Annotated in this window: 14 protein-coding genes; 12 read left to right on the forward strand and 2 right to left on the reverse strand. The window is 42.8% G+C overall.

Translation table 11 applies throughout. The annotated features are described in order from the left end of the window. Positions 1-662 precede the first annotated feature (662 nt). A complete protein-coding gene (locus tag L1D44_RS14910) occupies positions 663-1,184 on the reverse strand; it encodes a prepilin-type N-terminal cleavage/methylation domain-containing protein (protein WP_239891858.1) in 522 nt (173 codons plus the stop codon). A gap of 319 nt (positions 1,185-1,503) precedes the next feature. On the opposite strand from L1D44_RS14910, the gene L1D44_RS14915 reads away from it, so the two are divergent. Then, positions 1,504-2,148 (forward strand): LysE family translocator, encoded by a 645-nt coding sequence (locus tag L1D44_RS14915; RefSeq protein WP_239891861.1) that lies wholly within the window; start codon positions 1,504-1,506, stop codon positions 2,146-2,148. Between the two features lie 63 nt (positions 2,149-2,211). On the opposite strand, the gene L1D44_RS14920 is transcribed toward L1D44_RS14915, so the two are convergent. After that, positions 2,212-3,180 (reverse strand): nucleoside hydrolase, encoded by a 969-nt coding sequence (locus L1D44_RS14920; protein ID WP_239891863.1) that lies wholly within the window; start codon positions 3,178-3,180, stop codon positions 2,212-2,214. A gap of 379 nt (positions 3,181-3,559) precedes the next feature. On the opposite strand from L1D44_RS14920, the gene mioC reads away from it, so the two are divergent. The 11 genes from mioC to atpA all read left to right on the forward strand — a co-directional run bounded on the left by mioC (position 3,560) and on the right by atpA (position 13,341). Beyond that, positions 3,560-4,000, forward strand: coding sequence for an FMN-binding protein MioC (gene mioC / locus L1D44_RS14925; RefSeq protein WP_239891865.1), 441 nt, complete (start codon positions 3,560-3,562; stop codon positions 3,998-4,000). 457 nt (positions 4,001-4,457) lie between these two features. Continuing rightward, a complete protein-coding gene (gene mnmG / locus L1D44_RS14930) occupies positions 4,458-6,347 on the forward strand; it encodes a tRNA uridine-5-carboxymethylaminomethyl(34) synthesis enzyme MnmG (protein WP_239891867.1) in 1,890 nt (629 codons plus the stop codon). 118 nt (positions 6,348-6,465) lie between these two features. Further along, a complete protein-coding gene (rsmG, locus tag L1D44_RS14935; protein WP_239891869.1) occupies positions 6,466-7,089 on the forward strand; it encodes a 16S rRNA (guanine(527)-N(7))-methyltransferase RsmG in 624 nt (207 codons plus the stop codon). Positions 7,090-7,313: 224 nt separating this feature from the next. Continuing rightward, positions 7,314-8,102: a ParA family protein gene (locus L1D44_RS14940; protein ID WP_220768885.1), complete on the forward strand. Its 789-nt coding sequence runs from the start codon at positions 7,314-7,316 to the stop codon at positions 8,100-8,102. Positions 8,103-8,111: 9 nt separating this feature from the next. After that, the gene (locus L1D44_RS14945; protein ID WP_239891871.1) at positions 8,112-8,996 is read left to right on the forward strand and encodes a ParB/RepB/Spo0J family partition protein; all 885 of its coding nucleotides are present in this window, start codon (positions 8,112-8,114) and stop codon (positions 8,994-8,996) included. Positions 8,997-9,219: 223 nt separating this feature from the next. Further along, on the forward strand, positions 9,220-9,603 hold the full coding sequence (locus tag L1D44_RS14950; RefSeq protein ID WP_220768887.1) for an ATP synthase subunit I: 384 nt from the start codon (positions 9,220-9,222) through the stop codon (positions 9,601-9,603). Between the two features lie 12 nt (positions 9,604-9,615). Beyond that, positions 9,616-10,446: a F0F1 ATP synthase subunit A gene (gene atpB / locus L1D44_RS14955; protein WP_239891873.1), complete on the forward strand. Its 831-nt coding sequence runs from the start codon at positions 9,616-9,618 to the stop codon at positions 10,444-10,446. A gap of 33 nt (positions 10,447-10,479) precedes the next feature. Continuing rightward, positions 10,480-10,737: a F0F1 ATP synthase subunit C gene (gene atpE, locus L1D44_RS14960; RefSeq protein ID WP_012157432.1), complete on the forward strand. Its 258-nt coding sequence runs from the start codon at positions 10,480-10,482 to the stop codon at positions 10,735-10,737. 27 nt (positions 10,738-10,764) lie between these two features. Then, positions 10,765-11,235, forward strand: coding sequence for a F0F1 ATP synthase subunit B (gene atpF / locus L1D44_RS14965; protein ID WP_012279342.1), 471 nt, complete (start codon positions 10,765-10,767; stop codon positions 11,233-11,235). Between the two features lie 16 nt (positions 11,236-11,251). Beyond that, complete coding sequence (gene atpH / locus L1D44_RS14970; protein ID WP_239891874.1) at positions 11,252-11,785, forward strand: F0F1 ATP synthase subunit delta; 534 nt, start codon at positions 11,252-11,254, stop codon at positions 11,783-11,785. Positions 11,786-11,799: 14 nt separating this feature from the next. After that, complete coding sequence (gene atpA, locus L1D44_RS14975; RefSeq protein WP_202723648.1) at positions 11,800-13,341, forward strand: F0F1 ATP synthase subunit alpha; 1,542 nt, start codon at positions 11,800-11,802, stop codon at positions 13,339-13,341. The last annotated feature ends 2 nt before the right edge of the window (positions 13,342-13,343 follow it).

Consider the following 13,343-nt stretch of genomic DNA (forward strand, 5'->3'; position numbering starts at 1 on the left):
TTATTAATAAGTTATACTCAGAAAAATTATATTCATGATCCCAATTTATTAACTGACCTATTTTGAGAGTAAAAAGCGATGAATTTTCCCAAATAGAGCCAGCTTCCTCCGCAATTTCACGTTAGCAGATCCTATCGACTCAACAGGCTTTTCGATACTAGGTTTATTAGGTCTTCGAGTATGCAGTGTCCGGCTTTTTTGTGGACTCTTACGAGCCCAAAAGCGATTTAATCACAGCTATGTTACCGCTAGGCAAATATCCAGCCTTGTACTCAATGGTCTAATTACACAACAACGACTGACGGCCACCATGTTTCGCTACTGATATACCGCCATAAATAGGATAGGTTCAACTCTGTAGTTAACAGAGGAAGTAAGACTGAACAAGTCTGAAAGTTAGAATATTGATGCTAAAATTAGCAGATAAATTTGTAACTACTGTTTTGACCTTTTACTCTAAACCCGATGCGTATTAAGGTTAGCTTTTCGCTAATTAGCACTTTGGTTCCACGTGAAACCTTATCTAACCCAAGCGAAATACCTTCATTAAATCAAATGCATAGCCGACAACCATATGTAGGTTCAGATAAGTCAGAGCTAATTTATGCCTATTCGCTTCTAAAAAAGATAAGCGACTAATGGCATTTCAAGAGTGAATAGCACTAGCAACCGGAATCAACAATCTCAAATACTGGAGGTGTGGTAGGGCTAGTAGCCTGAGTGTATTTAAGGTAACAATTATCACCGCTATACTTTTTTGACTGCGTCATGAAGCGAATGAAATTATCACCGCCATCATTATGAAAATACCAATCACCCGGCTCGTCATCATTAAAAACCGAGTCTGTAAAAGTTGCCATTATCAGCATACTCCAGGCTTTCTTTGAGTCAGCGGCAGGGTAACCATAAGCCAAATGAATTTTTTGCCCATCAATAATAATGACATTTTCATCATCGGTTGCATCGTCTTTGTCCTGCGGTGGCTTATTCTGTAACCCTTGCAACACGGATTTAGGGTAAAGCACACTCATAGCACCATGCATCTCAGCCTGTAGGCCTTTCAAAGAAGAGATTCTGACATCAGACTGAAGTTCAATAAAACGAGGAGCAGCAATAACACTGAGTATCGCGAGAACAATAATGACCACAACTAATTCAATCAGTGTAAATCCATTTATTTTCATTAAATTCATCGTTTTATTGACCAATAAGAAACAGTATTATATTGAATTATCGAATAATTTAAAATGAATACAGTTCATATTTATCAGGTTAAATCCCCTCTAATGCTTAGCGAGATCCAGCCTTAGAAAGCGATGTAGCACAGAATAGATAGCTTGAAATGAGCGAGCAATATCAACCTCATCTAGACTCAGCAACTCAAGCGTAAACAAAGCCTGCCAACTCAGTGATGACTTTTACAAGCTGTATCACTTTCATTCCATTTCGATCACGGTAAAATCCGCGCCTTATTTGATTCCACACCTTTTAAATAGCTTATTTATGATGATCGATCTGGCCTTGTTACCACTTTATTTAACCACTGTCGTGGCCCTTCTACTGATCCCTGGACCAGACATGTTACTGATAGCCAGTTCAAGCTTAAGCTATGGCCGAAAAGTAGGTGTTTACGCCAGTTTTGGTAATGCGACGTCCGGACTTATCTTGACCCTGTTGGCAGCCATGGGCGTATCGGCAATTATCACCATGAACCCGATGGCATTAGAAGTATTACGCATTCTAGGCGGTGCCTACCTATTAAAGATGGGATGGGACTGTATTCGCAGCTCGGCAGCAGAAGCTCCTGAAATAGAACAGCAGAATAATCTAGCAAAGCTATTATATCGACGCGCGGTAGTCAGTAACTTACTAAACCCTAAAGCATTGATATTTTTCGTATTATTTTTACCCCAATTTGTATCGACTCAACTAACAGCCAGCTCTGGTGAGCAGATGTTAGCCCTCGGCTTATTACTTAACGTGATGGGATTAGCCTTTAACCTATTGTTAGTGGCTTTGGTCGGCACGGTAGGTAAGCCACTATTAAAAAATGAGAAATTCCGAACTTATCAAAATAAGTTTATGGGCGTAATCTTCTTTGTTTTAGCTATCTGGCTACTGGCTTCTCAGGTTCAAAATATCAGTTAAGGTCTTTTACAAAGGACAATAAAAAAGCGGGGATTATTCCCCGCTTTTTTTTAGCAAAATGGATTAACGATTACCATATTCAATAATCGTTTCACGATAGAGCTTTAACAGCGCTTCATCTCTCACCTTTACACCAACTCGCTGAGCAGTATTAGACGCCCAATCATCGTGCTGATGCCTACGACCGTCAAACTTTTGGATTGTCAGTCCTTCAGCAGGACCATCGGTAACGACACGAACAGGCCCTTCACGCAGGGTAAATAGAGTGGGATCAATAACGTAGGCTATCGCAGATGGATCATGGACATGACACCCCTCTAAGCCAACTTTTTCAGAGTAAAATTTAAGATAATAGCGACTAATATCCCAAATAAACTGCCCTACTTCACCGGCATCGTCTCTTAACTGATCGAGATAATCTTTACTGAAAAAACTCTCCTCAGTGACGTCTAGACCAATGATCACCACAGGCCAAGCTGCAGTGAATACTTTATCAGCAGCATGTGGATCGTCATGAATATTCGCCTCTGCATAAGGAGTAACATTACCACGGTGATTATTCTCACCGAAGGCCCCGCCCATGATCACGACCTCCTTAACTAAGCCTGCTATCTCAGGTGCAGCGTCTAACGCCAACGCTAAGTTAGTTAAAGGCCCGACGGCAACTAAGGTGATCTCACCTGGCTCGGCTTTAACCGAGTCGATAATATATTGATAAGCAGGACGAGGATCGGCTGTCACAGTTAGATCGGTAGGCGCATGAACATCACCAAATCCAGTTTCACCATGAACGACTACTGTAGGACCCACAGGATCACGCACAATAGGTCTGTCAGCGCCCTTAGCGATATCAGCACTAAATCCATACTTTTGTTTTAAAAACAGAGCATTATTAGTACCATTCTCGATAGTCGCATTACCATAAACTGTCGTAATACCTTTCAGTTCTATTGCTGGATGCCCTTCGGCAAACAGGATGGCCATAGCATCATCAATCCCCGGATCGGTATCGAGAATTATTTTATTTGTCATTTTATTCGGATCCTAATCATTACAATTTATCTAGTGTAGGTGGCCGTAAGATACCTTTATAAGCCATTGATTAACGTGATATAGATTTTAAGCTAAATAAACTATTTCAAACCTAATGCCTATTTCAGTGAAAAATTGGCCAATCTGTTGTTAATCTAGCTAGTAAGCTACATTAACAACAATCAAACTTCGCCCACTGCAGATCAACCTCACTGATAACACCATAGAAAATTAACGACAAAACAGACCGCGCTTAGAGATCATAATGACAATTTCACTTATGATGCATACAGGTTATTGGCTGTAATTAATACACGATATATAAGCTGTAGCAGTCACAGTCCCCCCCTCTGTTTGACACAAATTATTAGGATCGATCATGGCAAAAGTAGACATTTTAGTAGGTACCACACTAGGCAGTGCGGAGTATGTAGCGGATGAAATATCCGATCAGTTAGGTGATTTAGGTCATGAAACGATTGTGCATCTTGCTGCAAATTTAGACGAACTGAGTAAAGATTCTCTATGGTTAATTGTATCTTCGACCCATGGAGCTGGGGATCTTCCCGATAATATTGTGCCATTTTTCGATGAGATCCAAGCTAAAAAGCCCGATCTCAATGGCGTAAAATTCGCGTTGTGTGCCATTGGTGATTCAAGTTATGACACATTTTGTCAGGGCCCAGAAAAACTGGTTGATGAGCTTATTCAATGCGGTGCAAAAGTCTATGTGGATAAGATCCAGATCGATGTTCAATACGATCCAATTCCTGAAGAACCTGCATTAGCCTGGCTTTGCGGCTGGCAAGATCAACTTTAAGATCTAATCCCTCGCCTTTTTTACGATCATTCTTCCCAACAACTCACAGATTAGATCAAACTTATCCACATAATAGTTATTAATTTAATAAATATGTGGATAAGCTATTATTTTGATCTGATCAACACTTGCATTAATTCACATCGGATCTGCTCTATGATCCACCCTGTGGATAAGTAGCCGATCTATCCCCAAGCTTAATCCAGTTAGATCGCGATCAGATCACAAGATCGTTTTGCTGTTAACTATTGAATATAAAAGAGAATTAGAGTTATCCACCGAAAACAGCGATCTTAATAGTAAACATAATAAGAGATCTATATAAAGATCTTAAGATCTATTAAGGCGATCCCCTCTGATCAAAACAAGCTAAATAGATCGTTCACCTTAAGCAAAGCAAATGCTAAAATGCTCTGCTCAGAAACAATTTATCCTTTTACGAATCGAAGGCTGTCGAATGCAATTTCATGAACGGTTTGATGTAATCGTTGTTGGTGGTGGTCATGCAGGTACAGAAGCGGCGTTAGCTTCTGCCAGAATGGGCTCTAAAACACTTTTACTGACCCATAACATAGATACTTTAGGGCAAATGTCCTGTAATCCTGCTATCGGCGGCATAGGTAAAGGACACTTAGTCAAAGAAATTGATGCGCTAGGCGGAGCAATGGCTGTTGCTACCGACTTTGCCGGTATTCAATTTCGTACATTGAACTCAAGTAAAGGGCCTGCTGTTCGTGCAACTCGTGCACAAGCAGATAGAGCGCTTTATCGCCATAAGATCCAAGAGATCCTGCAACACCAAGTTAATTTACGTATTTTTCAACAAGCTGTTGATGATCTTGTCGTTGAAAACGACAGAGTTATCGGTGTTGTTACCCAGATGGGCTTAGCTTTTGAAGCACCAGCGGTTGTCTTAACCGCGGGTACATTCTTGGGTGGAAAAATCCATATTGGACTTGAAAACTATAGCGGTGGTCGAGCTGGTGATCCGCCTTCTATCGCTTTGGCCCATAGACTTAGAGAATTGCCTATTCGTGTTGGCCGCTTAAAAACTGGTACCCCACCACGAATCGATGCGAACACTATCGACTTTTCACAAATGACGGAGCAAAAAGGTGATGATCCATTGCCTGTTATGTCATTTATCGGTGATGTTAACGATCATCCTGAACAGATTTCTTGTCATATCACCCATACTAACGAGCGTACCCACGATATCATTCGTGGAGGATTGGACAGAAGTCCTATGTATTCAGGCATTATCGAGGGGATCGGCCCGCGTTACTGCCCTTCGATTGAAGACAAGATTAATCGCTTTGCCGATAAAACATCGCATCAGATCTTTATCGAGCCTGAAGGGTTAAATACCACTGAGATCTATCCAAATGGTATCTCAACGAGTTTACCGTTTGATGTGCAGTTGAACTTAGTCCGTTCGATCAAAGGCATGGAAAATGCTGAGATCATGCGTCCAGGTTACGCCATCGAATATGATTATTTCGATCCGCGCGATCTTAAAAACTCGCTCGAAACTAAGACGATTGGTGGTTTGTTCTTTGCTGGACAGATTAACGGTACAACAGGTTACGAAGAAGCTGGGGCACAAGGTCTGCTAGCGGGGATGAACGCGTCACTGCAAGTGCAGGGCAAAGAAGCTTGGTGTCCACGCCGAGATCAAGCCTATCTAGGTGTATTGGTTGACGATCTTTCTACCTTAGGCACCAAAGAACCATACCGTATGTTCACTAGCCGCGCTGAATACCGTTTGTTGCTACGTGAAGATAACGCCGATCTACGTTTAACCGAGAAAGGCCGTGAACTAGGCTTGGTTGATGATCATCGTTGGGCGCTGTTTAGCGAGAAGATGGAGTCGATCGAAACTGAACTACAGCGATTACGTGGTCAATGGATCCATCCAAATTCACCTCTGGTTGATGTGCTGAACCCACACTTGAACACACCGATCACTCGTGAAGCGACATTTGAAGATCTGCTACGTCGTCCTGAGATGGATTATCCAAAGTTGATGTCTATTGACGGTTTTGGACCAGGACTTGAAGATCAACGTGCAGCTGAGCAGGTTCAGATCCAAGTTAAGTATTCTGGTTATATTCAGCGTCAGCAGGGGGAAATCGATAAGGCCATTCGCCATGAAACAACCCTGTTACCACTTGAGCTTGATTATCAAGAAGTTCCAGGTTTATCTAACGAGGTTATTGCTAAGTTAAATGAGCATAAGCCAGAAACCATTGGCCAGGCTTCACGAATTTCAGGAATGACACCAGCGGCAATCTCTATTTTGTTGGTTCACCTTAAAAAACGTGGTTTATTGAGAAAGAGCGCTTAGTTCGCTCTAAACTCGGTAGTTTTACATGATAAAGGGAAGCTTTGAGGCTTCCTTTCATCTTTTCAGCGATTCATAATACTGATTGATATTTAATTCGCTCTATTTGAGGACACAAACTGTGTTATCTGCCCAATTAAATGATTATTTGGCCGAAGTTGGCCTGACTGCTACCGAGCAGCAAAAACAGCAGCTTGTAGACTTTGTTGGCATGCTCAATAAGTGGAACAAGGCATTTAACCTGACTTCTGTTCGCGATCCTGAGCAGATGTTGATTCGTCACATCATGGACAGCTTAGTGGTGTCGCCTCACCTAAAAGGCGATCGTTTTATTGATGTCGGCACTGGTCCTGGGTTACCAGGGATCCCACTAGCGATCTTAAATCCAGATAAAGAGTTCGTACTGCTCGATAGTTTAGGTAAGCGTATTCGTTTCCAAAAGCAGGTTCAGTTTGAATTAGGTATCAATAACATATCGTCAATTGAAAGCCGCGTTGAAGCATATCAGCCAGAAGAGCTATTCGATGGCGTGTTGAGTCGCGCATTTGCGTCGATTCAAGATATGCTGCATTGGTGCCAGCACTTACCTAAGCAAGATGGTTGTTTCTACGCGCTTAAGGGACAATTAAGCGAAGAAGAGATGTCACAGATGCCAGCTGGTTTTGTGGTGACCGATACTATCGAACTTAACGTGCCTAAACTCGACGAGCAGCGTCATCTGCTTAGAGTGATCAAGCAAGATTAATTATTTGGGCGCGTACCATTTTAGTGTGCTCGCCAGCTAATTTTATTTCGGCCGTGATAGATAAAGGCCTAATGAAGTGAGCTACAGCTTATAAAGCGTACTGAAAAGTTGCAATCTTTCAGCGCTTCAAGCAATTTGTTACTAATAACCATTAGATTTGCGCGCTAATTTCTTAAGCAAACGTCGCTTAGGGATATAATAAAAGTGACTTACAGGGTGATATTGTGGGTAAAGTGATTGCCGTGGCCAACCAGAAAGGTGGTGTCGGAAAAACAACAACTTGTGTGAATTTAGCAGCCTCTTTAGCGGCTACTAAACGTCGTGTTTTGTTGATCGATCTCGATCCACAGGGGAATGCGACCATGGGTAGCGGTATCGATAAGTATGAAGTCGAGAATACTGCCTATGAATTACTGGTTGAAGAGAAACCATTTGAAGAAGTTGTTTGCCGAGATACGAACGGTAAGTATGATCTCATTGCCGGCAATGGTGATGTGACTGCTGCCGAGATTAAACTCATGGAGTTTTTTGCTCGCGAAATCCGTTTGCGCAACGCCCTCGCCCCAATCAAAGATGATTACGACTTTATTTTCATCGACTGCCCACCTTCACTGAATATGCTAACGGTTAACGCTATGTCTGCTGCGGACTCTGTGCTGGTTCCTATGCAGTGTGAGTACTATGCATTGGAAGGGTTAACGGCATTGATGGATACCATTAGTAAGTTAGCGGCTATGGTTAACCCTGGTCTACATATCGAAGGGATCTTACGCACCATGTACGATCCACGTAATCGACTCTCAAATGATGTATCTGATCAGCTAAAACAGCACTTTGGTGATAAGGTTTACCGCACTGTGATCCCACGGAATGTTCGCTTAGCTGAAGCGCCAAGTTTTGGTGCACCCGCAATGTATTACGATAAATCAAGCGCAGGGGCTAAAGCCTATCTCGCATTGGCTGGTGAAATTATTCGCCGTGCAGAGCAACTAAGCCAGGCCGAGTTAGTTTAAGGATAAAAGATGACACTGAAAAAAAGAGGCTTAGGTAAGGGCCTAGATGCACTATTGAGTACCAGCCAAGCGGCTAGTCAGCGTATTGCACCTGCTGCAGAAGTTGAGCTAGAGATTAAAAACGATGATTTAGTCACGTTAGATATCGATAGGTTGCAACCTGGTAAGTATCAACCGCGTAAAGATATGGCGCCTGAAGCACTTGAGGAGCTTGCTGAGTCTATTCGTGCTCAAGGTATTATCCAGCCTATTGTTGTACGTAAAGTCTCTCCTGAAAATTACGAGATTATTGCGGGTGAACGTCGTTGGCGTGCATCGCAGTTAGCTGGTCTAGCTGCAATACCTTGTATCGTTAAGCAGGTTCCCGATGAAGCTGCAGTTGCTATCGCGTTAATCGAAAACATCCAACGCGAAGACCTTAATGCAATGGAAGAAGCGATTGCATTAAACCGTTTAATCGAAGAATTTGAGTTAACTCACCAGCAGATTGCCGACGCAGTAGGTAAATCCCGTGCAACGGTCTCAAATTTGCTACGCCTTAATGGATTAAATGAGCCGGTTAAGCGTATGCTTGAATATGGCGATATCGACATGGGCCATGGACGCGCATTGTTGGCGGTTAATGGTGATGAGCAAACTAATCTCGCTCGATTAGTTGTTGCTAAAGAATTAACAGTTCGTGAAACTGAACGATTGGTCAATAAAACCTTAAATCAAACTGAAATCGTCGAAAAGCCTGCTAAAGATCATGATGTAGTGCGTCTAGAGAGTGAATTAATTGAAAGGCTCGGTGCCAAGGTTACGTTAACCCATAACAAGAAGGGGAAAGGTAAATTGGTAATAAACTATCAAAATTTGGCTGAATTAGAGGGGATTATCAGCAAAATTCACTAAATTCTTAAAGTTAACACTATATTATGTAACTTTGTGACATTCGTTAATCTTACACTTTTAGACTTTTGGCGTAGATCACACTAAAAGTCCCCTTTTTATAGCTGTTAAACTTGCTTTGAAAGCCTGAAACGGTATACTTTCGCAAGCTTTTTGTACCTCGGGTTTATACGGATATTTGTAATCCTGTCATCGAAACAAGAAGTTATAATGCGGAGAAGGTAAATTGAGCAAGGTTTTAGCACGTCGTGGCCGGCGGTCAGCCTATAGATTAGTTTTACTGCAGGCGGCGGTTGCTGGATGTGTTTCCCTTTTCTTTTTCGCTATGTGGGGAGTTCAGCATGGTATATCTGCTTTGGCAGGTGGTGCTATCGCTGTATTCCCTAATTTTGTGTTCGCAACCCTAGCTTTCTCCCATTCGGGGGCGCAAGCATCAGGAAAGGTCGTAAGATCATTTTTCCTGGGGGAAGCGGTAAAGTTGCTGTTAACCATTGTACTATTTTCACTTGCATTTGGTTTGATGAAAGCGTCATTCATGCCGTTATTCATCTGTTACTTACTTGTGCTAGTTGTACCTTGGACAGTCCCTTTATACTTCAAACAAAATTAAGTGAGATTAATCATGGCGACAACTGGGGATGATACGTTAACTATAACGGCTTCCGACTATATCCAGCATCACCTGACTAATGCGAAAATGTGTTCCACGGATAGTGGGATTGCTTTTAACTATGCATGTCAAGATGCTGGATTTTGGACTTGGCACATTGACTCACTTTTGTTTTCAGTTGGTCTAGGGGTTCTATTTTTGTGGTTATTCTACAAAGTAGGACAAAAGGCAACAATTGGTGTTCCAGGCAAGCTTCAATGTTTCGTTGAAATGTGCGTGGAAGGTGTAGATAAAATCGTTAAAGACTCATTTCATGGGAAAAACGCGCTTATCGCACCATTAGGTCTAACTATTTTCGTCTGGGTTTTCCTGATGAACTTGATGGACTTGATCCCTGTTGACTTTGTACCTGAGGCCGCAAACAGATTATTAGGCGTACCTTACCTAAAGATTGTACCAACAACTGACTTGAACGTAACTTTAGGCTTAGCTTTAAGTGTGTTCGCGTTAATTGTTTTCTACAGTATCAAGGTTAAGGGTGTTGGTGGGTTCACTAAAGAACTGACTATGCAGCCTTTCAATCATTGGGCGCTGATTCCAATTAACTTTATTTTGGAAACAGTTACCTTGGTTGCGAAGCCGATTTCATTATCGCTTCGTCTGTTTGGTAACCTGTATGCAGGTGAGTTGATCTTTATTCTGATAGCACTGATGCCTTGGTGGGCTCAGTTTGCATTATCAGTGCCTTGGGCCATTTTCCATATTTTGGTTATTGTGCTGCAGGCGTTTATCTTCATGATGCTTACGATTGTATATCTAAGCATGGCTCATGAAGACCATTAATTTATTAAAAATTAGATACTTATCGGAGATAAAATGGAAACTGTAATTAGCTTTACAGCAATAGCTGTTGCAATTATGATCGGCTTAGCAGCGCTAGGTACTGGTATTGGCTTTGCTATTCTAGGTGGTAAATTCCTAGAAGCTTCTGCTCGTCAACCAGAACTTGCTCCTGCACTTCAAACTAAAATGTTCATCGTAGCTGGTCTACTTGATGCGATCTCAATGATTGCAGTTGGTGTTGCATTATTCTTCGTATTCGCTAACCCGTTCTTAGGTCAATTAGCAGGCTAATCGTCCCCCTTAGAAGGAGTTGTCGTTATGAGTATTAACGCTACCCTGCTAGGCCAAGCGATTTCTTTTCTTCTCTTTGTGTGGTTTTGCATGAAGTTTGTATGGCCGCCATTGATGAACGCTATCGAAGAACGCCAGAAGAAAATTGCTGATGGGCTAGCTGATGCAGGACGTGCTGCAAAAGATTTAGAGCTAGCTCAGGTGAAAGCCACAGAGCAGCTAAAAGACGCTAAAGCAACAGCAAACGAAATCATTGAGCAAGCTAATAAACGCAAAGCTCAAATCGTTGATGAAGCAAAAGTTGAAGCTGACACCGAGCGTGCGAAAATTATCGCTCAGGGACACGCTGAAATTGAAAACGAACGTAATCGCGTGAAAGAAGATCTACGTAAGCAAGTAGCTGCACTAGCTATTGCTGGCGCAGAGAAGATTCTTGAACGTTCGATTGATGAAGCCGCACACAGTGACATAGTTAATAAACTTGTTGCTGAACTTTAAATAAGGAGCTTGAGTTATGGCTGAAATAACCACCATCGCTCGTCCTTACGCAAAGGCAGCTTTTGACTTCGCTCTTGAACAGAAAGCAGTTGAGAGTTGGGCAGAAATGCTTAACTTTGCCGCATTAGTTAGTGAAAACGAAGCTATGCAGCCTCTACTGTCTGGCGCTATGGCCAGCAATAAGCTTGCTGAACTCTTTATTGGAGTTTGTGGTGAGCAAATCAACGAGCAAGCTCAGAACCTGTTAAAGGTAATGGCTGAAAACGGTCGTTTAGTTGCGCTACCTGCTGTTGCTCAACAATTTGTTGAGATGCAACGTGAGTACGCGAAAGAAGTTGAAGCGCAAATCGTTTCAGCTACTGAGCTAACCTCAGAGCAACTACAAGAGCTGAGCGCTTCTTTAGAGAAACGTCTAGCACGCAAAGTTAAGCTGAATTGCAGCATAGATACCAGCCTTATTGCTGGTGTAATTATCACGGCAGGAGACTTAGTCATTGATGGCTCGGTCCGCGGAAAAATTTCGCGTCTGTCTGATACGCTGCAGTCGTAATTGGGAGTTTGAGCATGCAACTGAATTCCACTGAAATCAGCGATCTGATTAAACAGCGGATCGAGCAGTTCGAAGTCGTTAGTGAAGCTCGCAACGAAGGTACTATCGTTGCAGTAAGTGACGGCATCATCCGCATCCACGGCCTAGCCGACGTGATGCAGGGTGAAATGATCGAGCTGCCTGGCAACCGTTTTGCAATCGCGTTGAACTTAGAACGTGATTCTGTCGGTGCCGTAGTAATGGGCCCTTATGCCAACTTGGCTGAAGGCGACAAAGTTAAAACAACAGGCCGTATTTTGGAAGTACCTGTTGGCCGCGGTCTACTAGGCCGTGTAGTCAACACGCTAGGTGAGCCAATTGACGGTAAAGGACCTATCGAAAGCGATGGTTTCTCTCCTGTTGAAGTAATTGCACCAGGTGTAATTGAGCGTAAGTCAGTTGATCAGCCAGTGCAAACTGGTTATAAAGCCGTTGACTCTATGATCCCAATCGGTCGTGGACAGCGTGAATTGATCATTGGTGACCGTCAGATCGGTAAAACCGCTCTAGCGATCGACGCGATTATCAACCAAAAAGATTCTGGCATTAAGTGTGTATACGTAGCTGTAGGCCAAAAGGCTTCTACAATCGCTAACGTGGTACGCAAGCTAGAAGAGCACGGCGCTTTGGCGAACACCATTGTTGTTGTTGCTACAGCTTCTGAAGCTGCTGCACTACAATACTTGGCTCCATACTCTGGTTGTACAATGGGTGAATACTTCCGTGACCGCGGTGAAGACTCACTAATCGTATATGATGATTTGTCTAAGCAAGCTGTTGCTTACCGTCAAATCTCATTGCTTCTTAAGCGTCCTCCAGGACGTGAAGCATACCCAGGTGATGTATTCTATCTTCACTCTCGTCTGTTGGAACGTGCTTCACGTGTTAACGCCGAGTATGTTGAGAAGTTCACTAAAGGTGAAGTTAAAGGCCAAACTGGTTCTTTGACTGCTCTACCAATTATTGAAACTCAAGCTGGTGACGTTTCTGCATTCGTACCGACTAACGTAATTTCGATTACCGATGGTCAGATCTTCCTTGAAACAGACCTATTTAACTCTGGCTTACGTCCAGCTGTTAACCCAGGTATCTCAGTTTCTCGTGTTGGTGGTGCGGCTCAGACTAAGATCATCAAGAAACTGTCTGGTGGTATTCGTACCGCACTAGCACAGTATCGAGAGCTTGCAGCGTTCTCACAGTTTGCATCTGACTTGGATGATGCAACTCGTGCTCAGCTTGAGCATGGTGAGCGTGTTACCGAACTAATGAAGCAAAAGCAATACGCTCCTATGAGTATCGCTGATCAGTCTGTGTCTATTTTCGCAGCTGAAAAAGGTTACTTGAAGAGTGTTGAGCTGAACAAAATCGGTGATTTCGAAGCGTCTCTGCTCTCTTTCATGAACAGTGAACATGCTGACCTAATGAAGACTATCAACGATACTGGCGATTATAACGCTGATATCGAAGGTGAGTTGAAGGCTAGCTTGGACAAGTTCGTAGAAACCCAAACCTGGTAAAT

The sequence above is a fragment of the Shewanella sp. Isolate13 genome (assembly GCF_022398325.1).
In the GTDB taxonomy this organism is placed as follows: domain Bacteria; phylum Pseudomonadota; class Gammaproteobacteria; order Enterobacterales; family Shewanellaceae; genus Shewanella.

Excerpts from the sequence above, each read along its gene's own strand:
- L1D44_RS14910 (WP_239891858.1), bottom strand. The coding sequence starts at position 1,184 with ATGAAAATAAATGGATTTACACTGATTGAATTAGTTGTGGTCATTATT.
- L1D44_RS14915 (WP_239891861.1), top strand. The coding sequence starts at position 1,504 with ATGATGATCGATCTGGCCTTGTTACCACTTTATTTAACCACTGTCGTG.
- L1D44_RS14920 (WP_239891863.1), bottom strand. The coding sequence starts at position 3,180 with ATGACAAATAAAATAATTCTCGATACCGATCCGGGGATTGATGATGCT.
- mioC (WP_239891865.1), top strand. The coding sequence starts at position 3,560 with ATGGCAAAAGTAGACATTTTAGTAGGTACCACACTAGGCAGTGCGGAG.
- mnmG (WP_239891867.1), top strand. The coding sequence starts at position 4,458 with ATGCAATTTCATGAACGGTTTGATGTAATCGTTGTTGGTGGTGGTCAT.
- L1D44_RS14945 (WP_239891871.1), top strand. The coding sequence starts at position 8,112 with ATGACACTGAAAAAAAGAGGCTTAGGTAAGGGCCTAGATGCACTATTG.
- atpB (WP_239891873.1), top strand. The coding sequence starts at position 9,616 with ATGGCGACAACTGGGGATGATACGTTAACTATAACGGCTTCCGACTAT.
- atpE (WP_012157432.1), top strand. The coding sequence starts at position 10,480 with ATGGAAACTGTAATTAGCTTTACAGCAATAGCTGTTGCAATTATGATC.
- atpF (WP_012279342.1), top strand. The coding sequence starts at position 10,765 with ATGAGTATTAACGCTACCCTGCTAGGCCAAGCGATTTCTTTTCTTCTC.
- atpH (WP_239891874.1), top strand. The coding sequence starts at position 11,252 with ATGGCTGAAATAACCACCATCGCTCGTCCTTACGCAAAGGCAGCTTTT.
- atpA (WP_202723648.1), top strand. The coding sequence starts at position 11,800 with ATGCAACTGAATTCCACTGAAATCAGCGATCTGATTAAACAGCGGATC.